General features: G+C 33.5%; 15 protein-coding genes. 9 read left to right on the top strand and 6 right to left on the bottom strand.

The genetic code is table 11. The features are described 5' to 3' along the window. Positions 1-1010: NAD(P)/FAD-dependent oxidoreductase (locus B4I81_RS07595; RefSeq protein ID WP_291109321.1), on the top strand; the 1010-nt coding region annotated here is incomplete at its 5' end. An 18-nt stretch (positions 1011-1028) separates the two neighbouring features. Here B4I81_RS07595 and B4I81_RS07590 read toward each other — a convergent pair. Next, positions 1029-1442 (bottom strand): DUF983 domain-containing protein, encoded by a 414-nt coding sequence (locus tag B4I81_RS07590; protein WP_291109319.1) that lies wholly within the window; start codon positions 1440-1442, stop codon positions 1029-1031. Positions 1443-1509: 67 nt separating this feature from the next. Between B4I81_RS07590 and B4I81_RS07585 the strand changes: the two genes are divergently transcribed. Continuing rightward, positions 1510-3432 carry an ABC-F family ATP-binding cassette domain-containing protein gene (locus B4I81_RS07585; RefSeq protein WP_291109317.1) on the top strand — a complete coding sequence of 641 codons (1923 nt, stop codon included), beginning with the start codon at positions 1510-1512 and terminating at the stop codon, positions 3430-3432. Positions 3433-3613: 181 nt separating this feature from the next. Here B4I81_RS07585 and B4I81_RS07580 read toward each other — a convergent pair whose 3' ends face one another. After that, a complete protein-coding gene (locus tag B4I81_RS07580; protein ID WP_291109315.1) occupies positions 3614-4564 on the bottom strand; it encodes a GSCFA domain-containing protein in 951 nt (316 codons plus the stop codon). An 80-nt stretch (positions 4565-4644) separates the two neighbouring features. On the opposite strand from B4I81_RS07580, the gene B4I81_RS07575 reads away from it, so the two are divergent. Then, on the top strand, positions 4645-5016 hold the full coding sequence (locus B4I81_RS07575) for a RidA family protein (protein ID WP_291109313.1): 372 nt from the start codon (positions 4645-4647) through the stop codon (positions 5014-5016). Positions 5017-5069: 53 nt separating this feature from the next. Here the strand turns inward: B4I81_RS07575 and B4I81_RS07570 are convergent, their stop codons facing one another. Both B4I81_RS07570 and alaS read right to left on the bottom strand, forming a co-directional pair. Continuing rightward, on the bottom strand, positions 5070-5840 hold the full coding sequence (locus B4I81_RS07570; RefSeq protein ID WP_291109311.1) for a hypothetical protein: 771 nt from the start codon (positions 5838-5840) through the stop codon (positions 5070-5072). Positions 5841-5935: 95 nt separating this feature from the next. Continuing rightward, positions 5936-8587, bottom strand: a complete 2652-nt coding sequence (alaS, locus tag B4I81_RS07565; protein WP_291109309.1) for an alanine--tRNA ligase — start codon at positions 8585-8587, stop codon at positions 5936-5938. Between the two features lie 176 nt (positions 8588-8763). On the opposite strand from alaS, the gene B4I81_RS07560 reads away from it, so the two are divergent. The 5 genes from B4I81_RS07560 to B4I81_RS07540 all read left to right on the top strand — a co-directional run bounded on the left by B4I81_RS07560 (position 8764) and on the right by B4I81_RS07540 (position 11990). Further along, entirely contained in the window at positions 8764-9741 is a 978-nt protein-coding gene (locus B4I81_RS07560; protein WP_291109307.1) for a M23 family metallopeptidase, read from the top strand. Positions 9742-9825: 84 nt separating this feature from the next. Then, entirely contained in the window at positions 9826-10158 is a 333-nt protein-coding gene (locus B4I81_RS07555) for a MerR family transcriptional regulator (RefSeq protein WP_291109306.1), read from the top strand. Positions 10159-10190: 32 nt separating this feature from the next. Continuing rightward, the gene (locus B4I81_RS07550) at positions 10191-10793 is read left to right on the top strand and encodes a LemA family protein (protein WP_291109304.1); all 603 of its coding nucleotides are present in this window, start codon (positions 10191-10193) and stop codon (positions 10791-10793) included. Then, positions 10793-11230 (top strand): TPM domain-containing protein, encoded by a 438-nt coding sequence (locus B4I81_RS07545; RefSeq protein WP_291109302.1) that lies wholly within the window; start codon positions 10793-10795, stop codon positions 11228-11230. The genes B4I81_RS07550 and B4I81_RS07545 overlap by 1 nt, the downstream gene beginning before the upstream one ends. A gap of 1 nt (position 11231) precedes the next feature. After that, positions 11232-11990, top strand: coding sequence for a TPM domain-containing protein (locus B4I81_RS07540; protein ID WP_291109300.1), 759 nt, complete (start codon positions 11232-11234; stop codon positions 11988-11990). A 150-nt stretch (positions 11991-12140) separates the two neighbouring features. Here the strand turns inward: B4I81_RS07540 and der are convergent, their stop codons facing one another. Next, positions 12141-13451, bottom strand: a complete 1311-nt coding sequence (gene der / locus B4I81_RS07535) for a ribosome biogenesis GTPase Der (protein ID WP_073580596.1) — start codon at positions 13449-13451, stop codon at positions 12141-12143. Between the two features lie 240 nt (positions 13452-13691). Here der and B4I81_RS07530 point away from each other — a divergent pair, with 240 nt between their 5' ends. Then, positions 13692-14183, top strand: coding sequence for a hypothetical protein (locus B4I81_RS07530; RefSeq protein WP_291109298.1), 492 nt, complete (start codon positions 13692-13694; stop codon positions 14181-14183). 56 nt (positions 14184-14239) lie between these two features. Here B4I81_RS07530 and era read toward each other — a convergent pair whose 3' ends face one another. Beyond that, positions 14240-15124, bottom strand: coding sequence for a GTPase Era (gene era / locus B4I81_RS07525; protein ID WP_291109296.1), 885 nt, complete (start codon positions 15122-15124; stop codon positions 14240-14242). Positions 15125-15262: the final 138 nt, after the last annotated feature.

The following is a 15262-nucleotide window of genomic DNA, read 5'->3' as shown; positions in this document are numbered from 1 at the left end:
CATTTGCTGAAATTGCTTTGCAAAACAATAAATCAATTTTTGTTTTTGATAACAATTCGCAACCTTCTTCTCGTGTTGCTGGTGGATTATATAACCCAGTAGTTTTAAAAAGATTCAGTGAAGTATGGAAAGCAAAGGAACAAATTGATTTTGCTTTCCCTTTATACCATAAAATTCAATCCAAATTGAATGTAGTCTTCGATTTTGAATTGCCAATTCTTCGAAAATTGTATTCGGTTGAAGAGCAAAATAATTGGTTTCAAGCTGCAGATAAGCCAAATTTAGCTCCTTTTTTAGATGCTAAATTAGTCACAACTTCTTATGAAAATATTGCTTCTCCATTTAACTATGGAAAAGTCAATCATACCGGTTATTTAGAAATCTCAACTTTAATTGAAGCTTATACTAAATATTTGCAAGGCTTAAATTGTTTTTCTAATGAAGGTTTTAACTATGCTAAAATCGAATTTTTAGAATACGGAATTCAATATAAAGACATAAAAGCTAAACACATCATTTTTGCAGAAGGTTTTGGATTACATGCCAATCCTTATTTTAATGATTTGCCTTTGGATGGAACCAAAGGTGAATTACTGATCATCAAAGCACCCAATTTAGATTTAGATGTGGTGATAAAATCAAGTGTATTTATACTTCCAATTGGAAATGATTTGTATAAAGTCGGGGCTACTTATGATTGGAAAGACAAAACGAATACTCCAACAGAGGAAGGAAAACAGGAATTAATCGAAAAATTATCCGAATTAATATCATGCGATTTTGAAGTTGTGAAGCATTTTGCAGGTGTTCGTCCTACAGTTAAAGATAGAAGACCATTAGTTGGTACTCACCCAGAAAATTCTCATTTGCATGTTTTAAATGGTTTAGGAACTCGAGGTGTAATGCTCGGACCTTATTTGGCTAATGAGTTATTTCAGCATATAGAAAAAAACATTCCTTTAGAAAAGGAAATTGATATAATAAGATGCTATAAAAAAAACCGAAACTAATTTGTTTCGGTTTTTTAATTATCTAAGTGTGGCTTTCTTTTCGCCCTTGTGTTGTTTCCAATCTTTGTCGTAACTCATGAACAGATTTATCCATATATTTCTAGATAATCTCATAATTACCGGCATAAATACTATTAAAGTAATGATTATTGCGATAAAATTGTTTACCAAATTCTTTTCTCCAACAAAGAAATAAGTGATAATAAATGCAGCTACGCCAAACGCAATTCCTAAGGCATAACTTACATACATAGCCCCATAAAAAAATGAGGGTTCAATTTTATATTTAGTTCCACAATGACTACAATTTTCATGCATTTTGTACACATTTAGAACATTATACGGATTTTTGTCTAAATACATGCTTTCTTCATGGCAAGTTGGACAACTTCCTGTTAAAATACTATTTAATTTGGATCCTTTTTTTAACATTTGCAAAATATTTTACACAAAGGTACAATAACTAACAATTCTTTGTGTAACAATTGTAACAATCAATATGCTAAACATACATAATTTATCGGTTTCATTTGGTGGAACCTATCTTTTTGAAGAAGTAACTTTTAGATTAGGTTCTGGTGACAGAGTAGGTCTTGTTGGGAAAAATGGTGCAGGAAAATCAACCATGTTGAAAATGCTTGCGGGTGATTTTAAACCAGACAGTGGAACTATTGCAACTGAAAAAGAAGTAAAAATCGGATTTCTTCGTCAGGATATTGATTTTGTTAAAGGAAGAACGGTTTTAGAAGAAGCTTATATGGCTTTTGAAGAAATCAAACGTGCCGAATTCCGAATCGACGAAATCAATCATCAATTAATAACTAGAACCGATTATGAAAGTCAGGAATATTCTGATTTAATTGAGGAATTAAGTGATGTTACGCATCATTACGAAGTTCTTGGAGGATATAATTATGTTGGAGATACAGAGAAAATTCTTTTAGGCCTTGGATTCAAAAGAGAGGATTTCGACAATCAAACCGATACTTTTTCAGGAGGATGGAGAATGCGTATTGAATTAGCAAAATTATTATTACAATCTAACGATATTTTGCTTTTAGATGAGCCTACGAACCACTTGGATATTGAAAGTATTATTTGGTTAGAAGGATTTTTACGAAATTTCCCTGGAGTTGTGGTAATCGTTTCGCACGATAAAATGTTTTTGGATAATGTAACAAATCGTACGATTGAAATCTCATTAGGAAAAGCTTACGATTTTAGTAAACCGTATTCGGAATATTTAGTGTTGCGTCAGGAAATTCGAGAAAAGCAATTGGCAACTCAGAAAAATCAAGCCAAAAAAATTGAAGAAACTGAAAAGTTAATCGAGAAATTTAGAGCCAAAGCTTCTAAAGCATCGATGGCGCAATCGTTGATTAAAAAATTAGATAAAGTAGAACGAATTGAAGTTGATGAAGACGATAATTCGGTGATGAATATTTCATTTCCAGTTTCGCAAACGCCAGGAAGAGTAGTGGTAGAGGCGGAACACGTTACCAAAGCGTATGGCGATAAAGTAATCTTAAAAGATATTTCGCTTTTAGTAGAACGTGGAAGTAAAGTAGCATTTGTTGGGCAAAACGGTCAAGGAAAATCTACGTTTATGAAAGCAATCGTAAACGAATTTGAATACGAAGGAACCATAAAACTCGGACACAATGTGCAATTAGGGTATTTTGCTCAAAATCAAGCAGAATATTTAGATGGAGAAAAAACATTGTTAGATACAATGTTAGAAGCCGCAACCGATACGAATCGTTCAAAAGTGCGTGATATGTTGGGAGCGTTTTTATTCCGTGGTGATGAAGTAGAGAAGAAAGTTAAAGTACTTTCGGGAGGAGAGCGAAATCGTTTGGCGCTTTGTAAATTGCTTTTACAACCGATTAATGTCTTAGTAATGGATGAACCAACAAATCACTTGGATATTAAGTCTAAAAACGTTTTAAAAGCCGCTTTACAGCAATTTGAAGGAACATTGTTGTTAGTGTCTCACGATCGTGATTTCTTGCAAGGAATGTCAAATATAGTATACGAATTCAAAGATCAAAAAATCAGAGAATATTTAGGCGATATCAATTTCTTCTTAGAACAGAAAAACGCTATGAATATGCGTGAAATTGAAAAGAAAGATGTCGTAGTGAATGCACAATCTCAAAATGCGAAAGCTGTAAAAAGCATCTCATACGAAGATCAAAAGAAAGCGAAAGCATTACAAAACAAGCTGAGTAAAATCGAAAGTCAAATTCAGCAATTAGAAAAAGCCATTCAAGCCGATGATAAAGCACTGGCTTCAAACTACGATAAACATATCGAAGATGCTACGTTTTTTGCAGCTTACGAAAAAAAGAAAAAAGAGTTGGAACAACTTTTAGAAGATTGGGAAATAGTTCAGCTAGAAATTGAAGAATTGAATAGTTAATTACAGAACCACAAATTATAGCAATTCAAAAGTAAACAAGCAATCGCAATAATAACTATAATTATTGCGATTTTATTTTTTCTAATAAATTTTGTGAACGCTAACTTCATATTTTTAATTGTTTTATGAAATAAATATCAAGCTATCTTCTTTCATTTAAAATACGATTTTTTTCGTATTTTTAGAATTGAATAGTGGGCAGCCTTTCATTTATTCTCTTCATTTTTTCTTCTAACGTCAATACGAATTTTTGATGACTTTCCGTATTCGGATTAAACGGACGATGTTGCAATCCTTTTTGAATAGAGCAAATCTCATTCATCAATCCAAACACCGATTCAGAAATATAATTTTCAAAGAATTGAATCCAAATATAATCGATTGCAGTTTGATTCGGATGCAACATATCTTCAGCGTAAAAACGATAATCACGCAATTCGTCCATCATAATTTCGTAAGATGGGAAATAGGTGATGTGTGATTTGTGATTTGTGATTGTTTTGTGAATTGCTGCAATCAAATGCGCTTTACTTAGCGTGTTTTCTGTAAATCCATCTTTTATATGGCGTACAGGAGAAACCGTAAAAATAAAATTGCAGTTTGGATTCACCGAATGAATTAATGAAATAATACTTTGTAAACTTTCTTCGGTTTGATGAATCGACAACAATTCTTTTGTAAACTGCTTTTGAGGGACTTTGTGACAGTTGGCGACAATTTCGTTTGTTTCTATATTTCGATACACCCACGACGTTCCTAGCGTAATTATAATGTGTGTTGAATCGTTTAATTGTTTATTTGTGGAACGGATTATATCGTTTAAAGATTCTAAAAAGGCATCTTTATCCGAATTTGATAGTTCCGAATGTACTTCATAGCAATGCCATAAATCGTTATGAAAGAAAATATCGTTTTCGGTAAAAGTTCTATTTTCAACAGCGCGACGGATTAACTTTTCTAAAGAAACCGCATTAAAAATAATTCCAAACGGATTGGTAGTAGCTTGAAATTTAAAATAATCAAACTTTTTACCCATATTTTCCGCAAAACACGAACCCAATAACATAACTTTCGAATCGTAATCGATTGGAAAATTGCTTTTTTGAACGGGTATTTTGGTGGTGAATTGCAAATCAGTTGGGTTTAAAGTCCAAATTTAAACTACTTTTTACAAAAAACGAGTATTTTTACTCAAGATTTAATACCATACAAATGATTGAAAAAGAATATATCGAACCTAATGAAGGTTTTTCTCAAATGGTTGTAGTAAAAACAGGAAATTTTAAAACACTTTACATTTCTGGACAAATAGGTGATGGTGCAAATTTAGAAGCACAAACCATTGCCACTTTTCAAAATTTAGAAAAGCAACTTACAAATTGCAATGCGAGTTTTAAAGATGTAGTAAAAATGAATACGTACATCGTAAATTTTAACCCTGAAATTGATTTGCCTATTTTCAGAAAAGTTAGAAAGGAATTTCTAGGAAATGAAAATTATCCAGCAAGCACTTTAGTAGGCGTAGAAAATTTAGGCAGAAAAGAATGGTTGATTGAGATTGAAGCAATTGCAGTAGTAGAATAAAAAAATCCCGATAAGGTTTGAAGTTTATCGGGATTCATTATTTTTTTAATAATTTAGTTGTAGAAATATTGAACATTAACAGTTCCAATAAATGAACCTAATGTAAAATTAGCATTTATAACAGATGATTTAGGGAAATTACTTGAATTGTAAGTATGAGTTGCAAAAATCCCTTCAGAGGTATTACTCTCATCATAAGTTGATGTCATCATTTTGTTTCTTCCAAAAGCAATCATATAGTCATCAGCAAATTCAGGAAGCATTAATTCCTTAAATCCGGTTACATTCATAAAAGGGTTATTTTTGTCTTCATATACAAAAATACTATCATCATCAGCTGTTAATTCGTTATTTGTAAAAGTGTATGTGTAAGGTGAACTCGGAACCAGAGTAGGACTGCCAATTGTTCCTTGATATTCGTTAACGGAAACAGTTCCATCACTATTATAAGTATAAGTAAACTTTTCTTCAAAATCATTTCCAATAGAGCGATATTCTATTAATTTACCACTTGAGTTGTAAGAAAATAGATCATACTCATCTAAAACTGTTCCGTCAAAATATTCAATTTTAGTAATTAAATCCCCAGTGTAAGTATATACAGTTTTATAGTTATCATCTTCTCTAGATTCAACTAGTTTAGTTCCATTATAAGTGAAGATTATTGTATTGTTCCAATAAGAATCATCTTCTTCATCATCAGATGTTAGAATAATTTTTTTTATTAATGTGACATCGGAAGAATTATTGTTAGAATCATCTTCACTTGAACAAGAAGTTAAAGTTAGCGCAACTGCGCTAAATAGGTAAAGTAGTTTTTTCATTTTTTTTGTTTGTCAATTGGTTAGCAATATAGAAAAAAAACCTACAAAGATTTTGTATCAATGTAGGTTTTTTTATAATATAGAATGTTTCTATTTTATTTCACAAATGTTATTGCTTTCTCCAACGCTTCTTTAATTCTACCTACATTTTTCCCTTTTCCAGATGCAAAGAAAGGTTGTCCACCACCGTTTCCGTCGATTAGTTTTCCTAATTCTCTGATGACGTTTCCAGCGTTTAACCCTTTTTCAGCCACCAATTCTTTTGAAATATAACAGTGAATGTTTGGTGCATTATCTTCAACTGATGCTAAGAATACAAACGTATTTGGTTTAGAAGTTCCAATAGCTTGTGCCAAATCTTTAGTTGAACTCATCGATAAATCTACTTGTTTAGCTAAAAATTGAATACCATTGATTTCTTGAAAATCGGCAACTAGCGTATTCTTTAATCCTTCGATTTTTTCTTTTAGTAATTGCTCTACTAGTTTTTTCAATTTTGCATTGTCATCTTGTAAAGAAGCCACCGATTTTAAAACATCTTGTGGGTTTTTCAATACTTCTTTGATTTCTGCCAAAGTATCTTCTTGATTTTTATAGAAATCTTTAACCGCATCACCCGTAATCGCCTCAATACGACGAATTCCAGCCGCTACAGCTCCTTCTGAAACAATTTTGAAATGCCAAATATCAGCCGTGTTTTTCACGTGAATTCCACCACATAATTCTTTGCTGTCTCCAAATTCAATCATACGAACATTGTCGCCATATTTTTCTCCAAATAAAGCCATCGCACCTTGTGCCATCGCTTGTTGGATTGGAATATTTCTATGTTCTACTAATTGCAATTGCTCTTCAATTCTAGCATTTACAAAAGCTTCTACTTGACGTAATTCTTCATCCGTTACTTTAGAAAAATGCGAAAAGTCGAAACGTAAGTAATTTGGGTTTACCAATGAACCTTTTTGTTCCACATGAGTTCCTAAAATTGTTCTTAAAGCCAAATGCATCAGATGCGTAGCTGAGTGATTTTTAGAAGTCGAAGTTCTTAAATCGGTATTTACTTTGGCTACAAATTCAGCTTCCACATTTTCAGGAAGTTGTTTTGCGAAATGTAATATTAAGTTGTTTTCTTTTTTCGTGTCGATAATTTCGATGGTTTCGTTTGCAGAAACTAATGTTCCTTTATCTCCAACTTGTCCACCACCTTCTGGATAGAACGGCGTATTATCTAAAACAATTTGGTACAAAACACCATCTTTTTTAGAATCTACTTTACGAATTCTAGTGATTTTTACATTATTTTCCGTTTGATCATAACCAACGAATGTTTCCACGTTTCCATCAATTAAAACTTTCCAGTCATCGGTCGTTACTTCAGAAGCTGCACGAGAACGCGCTTTTTGTTTTTGTAATTCGGTTTCGAATTCAATTTCATTAAACGAATAGCCTTTTTCTTTTAAAATTAAAGCCGTTAAGTCTTTCGGGAAACCAAAAGTATCATACAATTCAAATACTTTTTCTCCTGAAACTTCTTTTCCAGATGTTTCAGCAACTACTTTATCTAATAATTGTAATCCTTGTTCCAAAGTTCTTAAGAAAGACGCTTCTTCTTCACGAATTACATTGGTAACCAATTGTTGTTGCGATTTAATCTCAGGGAAAAATTCGCCCATTTGATTCGCTAAAACTTCAACCAATTTATTAATAAAAGGTTCTTTCGTTCCTAAAAACGTAAATCCGTAACGAATCGCACGACGTAAAATTCTACGAATTACATAACCAGCACCTGTATTTGAAGGTAATTGTCCGTCAGCAATAGCAAAAGCTACCGCACGAACGTGGTCTACAATTACACGAATCGCAATATTGGTTTTGTTTTGCTCTTCTTGTATTGACAAGTCGCGACTTGTCATTGCATCATTTGAAGTGTATTTTAATCCTGTAATTTCTTCAACTTTCGCGATAAGCGGCGTGAAAACATCCGTATCATAATTTGAAGTTACGTTTTGCATTGCCATACACAAACGCTCAAATCCCATTCCGGTATCTACGTGTTGTGCTGGTAATTTTTCTAACGAGCCATCGGCTTTACGGTTGAATTCCATAAATACGTTGTTCCAAATTTCCACTACTTGCGGATGATCAGCATTAACTAAATCTCTTCCTGAAACTGCATTTCTTTCAGCATCCGTTCTTAAATCGATATGAATTTCAGAACATGGACCACACGGACCTTGGTCGCCCATTTCCCAGAAGTTATCTTTTTTATTTCCTAAAATGATTCGGTCTTCTGAAACGTATTGCTTCCAAATATCAAAAGCTTCTTGGTCAAACGGAACGTTCTCTGCTGGATTTCCTTCAAAAACAGAAACATACAAACGGTCTTTGTCTAACTTTAAAACTTCAGTAAGAAATTCCCAAGCCCAAGCTAAGGCTTCTTTCTTGAAATAATCGCCAAACGACCAGTTTCCAAGCATTTCAAACATGGTGTGGTGATAAGTATCAAAACCTACATCTTCCAAATCATTGTGTTTTCCAGAAACACGAAGACATTTTTGCGTATCGGCGATTCTTGGGCTTTTTGGAGTTCCATTGCCTAAGAAATATTCTTTGAATTGGGCCATTCCCGAGTTGTTGAACATCAAGGTTGGGTCGTCTTTCAAAACGATTGGCGCAGAAGGAACAATTAAGTGTCCTTTTGATTCAAAAAAATTAAGGTATGCTTTACGAATGTCTTGCGATTTCATTATCAATAATTTAGATCTGTTTTTATTTGTTTATTGTGATGCGGAAACGAAAGTAAATGTCCAAAAAAATAGCCCAACTAAAAATAAAATAGCTAAAGAATGAAACATTTCTTAATTTTGTTCGTATAACCTATGTCAATCAATAAATTTGGCACAAAAATAGTATATTTTCATATATGTCGAAGGTAAAATATTATTACGATTCAGAAAATTTAGCATACAAGCGCATTCTGCCTAAAAAGAGAAAGAAATTTGCTTACGTAATGCTTTTTTTATTGTCTTCGGCATTGTTTGGATTTTTGAGTTTTTTCTTATTGGTCAACACGAGTTATTTTGAAACACCAAAAGATAAAATTCAAGCCAGAGAAATCGAAGCCTTGAAATTGAATTACACCGTTTTGAATAAGAAGTTGGATTTGATGGACGATGTTTTAGAAGCTATCGAAAATAGAGACAATAACATTTACCGAATTTATTTTAACTCAACTCCAATCTCAGAAGAAGAACGAAAAGCTGGATTTGGTGGTGTGAATCGATATAAAGATTTACAAGGTTTCAATAATTCTGAATTAATCGAAAACACTACAAGACGTGTTGATGTTTTAACGAAAGAGTTAGTAATTCAATCGAAATCGTTAGATGAAATTGTGGCTTTGGCGAAACAGAAAGAAAAATTATTGGCTGCAATTCCAGCAATCCAACCCGTGAAAAATGAAGATTTAAAGCAAATGGCATCAGGTTTTGGTTACCGAAGCGATCCATTTACCAAAATTAGAAAATTCCATTACGGAATGGATTTTACCGCTAGAACGGGAACGCCAATTTACGCTACTGGTGATGGAGTAGTGTATAAAGCAGACGCATCGTTATCAGGATACGGAAATCATATTGAAATAAATCATGGTTATGGCTACAAAACGTTATATGCGCATTTGAGTAAATATAAATGTAAACCTGGTCAAAGAGTAAAACGAGGCGATATCATTGGCTATGTGGGAAGCACAGGAAGAAGTCAGGCGCCACATTTGCACTATGAAGTGTTTAAGAATGGAGAGCGTGTAAATCCGCTGAATTTCTATTACGGAAGTATTTCAGCAAAAGAATATATAGAAATTTCAAAATTAGCAAACCAAGAAAATCAATCGTTGGATTAACGATTTAAGATTGATGATTAACGATTTCAAAAGTTTTGAACTTGTAATTGAATTTGAATTTGAACTTGAACTTGAACTTGAAAAATGCATTTAGAATTAGCACCAAATAAAAGATATTATAGCATTGGCGAAATTGCCAAAGCGTTCAACGTGAATGCGTCTTTGATTCGTTTTTGGGATAAAGAATTCGATATTCTAAAGCCAAAGAAAAACGCTAAAGGAAATCGCATGTTCACACCAGAAGACGTGAAGAATTTACAATTGATTTATCATTTAGTAAAAGAGCGCGGATTTACTTTAGATGGAGCCAAAACACATTTGAAAGAAAATCAAAAGAAAACACTTGATAAATTCGAAATTATTTCAAAACTAGAAACTATTAAAGCACAATTGAACACCATTAAAAATCAACTATAAACAATTAATTAAACTATTTAAAATTTAAAACTATGAGAAAATTTTTGCCTTTTATTATCGGTGGTGGATTATTATTAGTCCTTGTATTTTGGTATGTAAGTGTTAAAAATGGAGCAGTTACTGTTGACCAGGCTGTAAAAAAAGAATGGGGAAATGTAGAAACGTCTTACCAAAGAAGAAATGACCTTATTGGAAATTTAGTTAAGACTGTAAAAGGTGCGGCTGATTTTGAAAAATCTACTTTAGAAGCTGTGATTTCAGCTAGAGCTAAAGCAACATCAGTTACAGTTGATCCAACAAATATAACTCCTGAACAGTTTGAGCAATTTAATCAAGCACAAAGTGGAGTTTCTTCAGCTTTATCTAGATTATTAGTAACCGTTGAAAAGTATCCAGAGTTGAGAGCAAATGAAAATTTTAAAATGCTTCAAAATGAGTTAACAAGTACAGAAAATCAGATTTTAACAGCAAGAACTCGTTTTAATGAAGCTGTAGAAAAATATAATAACTATGTGTTAAAAATGCCTAGAAGTTTTGTTTTGTCTGATTACAAAGAGAAAGCATTATTTAAAGCAGTGGCAGGTGCTGAAAAACCTGTTGACGTAGAATTTGACTTTAATAACGAGAAAAAATAATGTCAAAAACAGAAGATTTCTTATCAAAAGCAGACGAACAAGAAATTGTTCAAGCGATTATTGAAGCGGAAAAAAACACTTCGGGAGAAATCAGAGTGCATTTAGAAGAACATACCCAAAAATCACCTCTTGACCGAGCTCAGGAGGTTTTTTTTGAACTCCACATGCACGAAACACAAGATCGAAACGGAGTGCTGTTTTATGTTGGGGTAGCCGATAAAAAGTTTGCTATCATTGGCGATGAAGGCATCGATAAAGTAGTAGAAACTGATTTTTGGGATGGTACTAAAGATGTCGTGATTGCAAATTTCAAAGAAGGAAATTTCAAAAAAGGCTTGGTCGAAGGAATCCTAAAAGCTGGCGAACGATTAAAAAAATTTTTCCCTTTTCAATTGGATGATAGTAATGAATTGTCTAACGAAATTTCGAGAGGTTAATATGAAAAAACTAATTATACTAGTATTTTTCCTTTCTGGAATTTACGCTAATGCCCAATTTACAATTCCTAAGGTTCCGTCTTTTCAAACGAGTCTATATGACTATGCCGATGTTTTGAATCCGACAGAAGAAAAAGATTTAGAGAACAAATTGGTTCGCTATTCGGATTCCACTACAACTCAAATTGTAGTGATAACAATTGATGATTTAAAAGGCGAATCCATAGGAATTTTAACTCCAAGATGGGCACACGAATGGGGGATTGGCCAAGCAAAAGAAGACAACGGGATTCTAATTTTACTTTCTAAAAACGACAGAGAAATTTGGATAGCGCCAGGATATGGTGTAGAAGATAGGTTAACCGCAGGAATCAACGGAGAACTTATCCGAAACATCATCATTCCTGAGTTCAAAGCTGGAAGTTATTACAAAGGTTTAGACAAAGGTGCCGATGCTATTTTTGAAGTTTTAAAAGGAAAATATAAAGGTTCAAGGAAAGAATCAAGCAATCCTTTGCCTTTCATCTTAATTGTAGTTTTTATCATTATTCTAATCTTTTTAGCTTCCAAAGGAAATAAAGGAGGCGGAAATTATAGAGGAGGTAGCGGTTTGGATTTAGGCGATATCATCATTCTAAGTAGCCTTGGAAGAGGAAACGGAGGTTTCGGTGGAGGAAGCTTTGGTGGTGGGTCAGGAGGATTTGGTGGCGGCTTCGGCGGCGGTGGATTCTCTGGTGGCGGTGCCGGCGGAAGCTGGTAGTTCTAAATTAAACTCACAATCATTGTCAATCTCCTACAAAGTAGGCTTACTTTGAGCAAAGCAAAAATAAACTTGTACTTGATTTTTGAACTTGTACTTGTATTTGAAAACAAAAAACTCGTTAGCTATACTAACGAGTTTTTCTTTTTTCTATTTCTGTCTGAAATAAATATCAATTGGAACACCACTAAAATTGTAGTTTTCTCTCAATTTATTTTCAATAAAACGTTTGTAAGGATCTTTTACATATTGTGGCAAATTCGCAAAGAACACAAACTGAGGTGTTGGTGTTGGCAACTGCATACAATATTTAATCTTAATGTATTTTCCTTTTAATGCCGGTGGTGGCGTTGCTTCAATAATTGGCAACATCAACTCGTTGAATTTCGAAGTCGAAATACGTTGTTTTCTGTTTTCAAAAACTTCAACTGCGGTTTCTAAAGCTTTTAATAAACGTTGTTTCGTTAAAGCTGAAATAAATAAAATCGGCACATCAGTAAAAGGAGCAATTTCTTCTCTAATTTTTCTTTCGTAATCTCTTGTTGACATGGTGTCTTTTTCAACCAAATCCCATTTGTTTACTAAGATTACGATTCCTTTACGGTTTTTCTCGGCTAACCAAAAAATACTTTGATCTTGTCCTTCAAATCCACGAGTCGCATCGATAACCAATAAACAAACATCACTGTGCTCAATTGCTCTTACCGAACGCATTACCGAATAAAACTCTAAATCTTCTTTTACTTTTGCTTTACGTCTAATTCCAGCCGTATCCACTAAGTTGAATTCGAATCCAAAACGGTTGTACTTTGTGTCAATTGCATCACGAGTTGTTCCTGCAATATCAGTTACTACAAATCGATCTTCACCAATTAAAGCGTTAATGAATGATGATTTTCCAGCATTTGGTCTTCCTACAACACAAAATCTTGGTAACGGATTTTCTTCTTCTACCGCTTCTGGTAATTCAGGTAAAACCTCTACGATTTTATCTAACAATTCCCCAGTTCCGCTTCCGCTCATTCCCGAGATTGTGAAATATTCACCTAATCCTAAATTATAGAACTCCACTGCGTCTTTTTCACGCATGGCGTTGTCTACTTTATTGACAACTAAAAGTATAGGTTTTTTAACTTTACGAAGCAATTTCGCTACTTCTTCATCCATTGGAGTAATACCTTCCTCAACATCTACCACAAAAACAATAGCATCCGCCTCATCAATAGCCAATTCTACTTGACGACGAATCTCTCCTTCAAAAATATCGTCCGAACCTTTTACATAACCTCCGGTATCAATTACCGAAAATTCTTTTCCGTTCCACTCACTTTTTCCATAATTTCTATCACGCGTAACACCGCTTACCGAGTCAACAATAGCTTCTCTTCGCTGAATTAAACGGTTAAAAAATGTGGATTTTCCAACATTTGGTCTTCCTACAATGGCAACAATATTGTTCATAATCTTATTTTGAATCGGCAAAAGTACGATTTTTTTTGGAGCTTTTTCCAGCTATCCATTACAACTCCACAATTTTACGTCTTTTTTTCTAAATTTATTGCAGCAGCTTCTAAGGTCGCTACCCCAATAAAAGAAAAAATAGGTGTAAAATTTGCGGGGTTTTCATTACTATCTGGGCTAGATTGAAAATTTTATTTAACATTTGTTAAAAATTTATATATTCGCACAAATCCCAAGTGTATGGAACCTGAAAAAAGCATAGCACTTCGCCCTAGGTTTGAAGTGGAATCGAAAAATAGTGTTGCGCAAATCTTAGAAAGAGCCAAAACTTTAAAATCTGAATTAAAGTCGGATTACCAAATTAAAATCATTGACGAACATTTGTATTTTTATTTCAGTAAAGAAAAACGAAAATATTATTCGCCTTTTTTACATTTAGAACTAGAAGCAAACGAAGGTAAAACCACCGTAAAAGGTTTGTTCGGACCAGAGCAATTATTGTGGACGCTTTTTATGTTTTTACACTTTATCATCGCAGGATTGTTTTTAGTTTTTGCTATGATGGCTTACACGCATTGGTCGCTAAAACAATCCACGGTTTTAGATTTTAGCATTATGGGAATTATGGTTGCGTTTTGGTTTTCGCTTTATTTTATGGCACGATTAAACAGAGAGCGCGGTGTGCCACAAATGCATGAATTGGAAGATTTAATGTGTAAAGTTTTGGAATAAAAAACCTGATGAATATTCATCAGGCATCTTTTATCTTTATTCTTTGTTCTTTCTTCTTACTTCTGGTTATATCCAAAACGTCTCAACTGACGTTCATTGCTTCTCCAGTCTTTATTAACTTTAACGTAAGTAGCTAAGTGAATTTGTTTTCCAAAGAATTTTTCTAAATCTTCTCTTGCTTGGATCCCAACTTTCTTCAATGCCGCACCTTTGTGACCGATGATGATTCCTTTTTGTGTGTCGCGTTCTACCATAATCACGGCACGAATTCTAATGATGTTGCTGTCTTCAATAAATTCTTCCGTTTCAATTTCTACAGCATACGGAATTTCTTTATCGTAATTCAACAAGATTTTTTCACGAATGGTTTCGTTGACAAAGAAACGTTCTGGTTTATCAGTCAAAGCATCTTTCGGATAAAACGGTGGGGAAACAGGAAGTAATTCGATAATTCGATCAAAAACCGCTTTAACGTTAAAATTTTCTAAGGCAGAAATAGGATAGATTTCGGCATTTGGTACTTTTTCTTTCCACAATTGAGTTTGTTCTTCTAACTGTTCTTGGTTCGATTTGTCAATTTTATTCAATAATAATAAAACCGGAATCTTAGAGTGGATAATTTTATTAAAAAACGCTTCGTCTTTTAATTCTTTTTCGCCAATCTCTACCATGTACACCAAAATGTCAGCATCTTCAAAAGCCGATTTCACAAAATCCATCATCGAATTTTGTAATTCATACGCTGGTTTTATAATTCCAGGCGTATCTGAGAATAATACTTGAAAATCATCTCCATTCACAATTCCTAAAATACGGTGTCTTGTAGTTTGTGCTTTCGATGTAATAATAGAAAGACGTTCGCCTACAAACGCATTCATAAGAGTTGATTTCCCTACATTCGGATTTCCAATGATATTTACATAACCTGCTCTGTGCTCCATTTCAATAAATTTATGGCTACAAAGGTAGTCATATCAAGCGAATAGAAGAAATAAAATATTTTTTTCAAATTTACTTGCATTTAAAGATAATCGTTGTATATTTGCACTCACAAATCGCGGGATAGAGCAGTAGGCAGC

Origin of the sequence: Flavobacterium sp. UBA6195 (assembly GCF_002422095.1) — a bacterium.
In the GTDB taxonomy this organism is placed as follows: domain Bacteria; phylum Bacteroidota; class Bacteroidia; order Flavobacteriales; family Flavobacteriaceae; genus Flavobacterium.
This window is presented reverse-complemented; position numbering and strand designations above follow the sequence as displayed.

Coding starts and splice junctions, on each gene's coding strand:
- B4I81_RS07590 (WP_291109319.1), bottom strand. CDS start 1,442: ATGTTAAAAAAAGGATCCAAATTAAATAGTATTTTAACAGGAAGTTGT.
- B4I81_RS07585 (WP_291109317.1), top strand. CDS start 1,510: ATGCTAAACATACATAATTTATCGGTTTCATTTGGTGGAACCTATCTT.
- B4I81_RS07575 (WP_291109313.1), top strand. CDS start 4,645: ATGATTGAAAAAGAATATATCGAACCTAATGAAGGTTTTTCTCAAATG.
- B4I81_RS07570 (WP_291109311.1), bottom strand. CDS start 5,840: ATGAAAAAACTACTTTACCTATTTAGCGCAGTTGCGCTAACTTTAACT.
- alaS (WP_291109309.1), bottom strand. CDS start 8,587: ATGAAATCGCAAGACATTCGTAAAGCATACCTTAATTTTTTTGAATCA.
- B4I81_RS07560 (WP_291109307.1), top strand. CDS start 8,764: ATGTCGAAGGTAAAATATTATTACGATTCAGAAAATTTAGCATACAAG.
- B4I81_RS07555 (WP_291109306.1), top strand. CDS start 9,826: ATGCATTTAGAATTAGCACCAAATAAAAGATATTATAGCATTGGCGAA.
- B4I81_RS07550 (WP_291109304.1), top strand. CDS start 10,191: ATGAGAAAATTTTTGCCTTTTATTATCGGTGGTGGATTATTATTAGTC.
- B4I81_RS07545 (WP_291109302.1), top strand. CDS start 10,793: ATGTCAAAAACAGAAGATTTCTTATCAAAAGCAGACGAACAAGAAATT.
- B4I81_RS07540 (WP_291109300.1), top strand. CDS start 11,232: ATGAAAAAACTAATTATACTAGTATTTTTCCTTTCTGGAATTTACGCT.
- der (WP_073580596.1), bottom strand. CDS start 13,451: ATGAACAATATTGTTGCCATTGTAGGAAGACCAAATGTTGGAAAATCC.
- B4I81_RS07530 (WP_291109298.1), top strand. CDS start 13,692: ATGGAACCTGAAAAAAGCATAGCACTTCGCCCTAGGTTTGAAGTGGAA.
- era (WP_291109296.1), bottom strand. CDS start 15,124: ATGGAGCACAGAGCAGGTTATGTAAATATCATTGGAAATCCGAATGTA.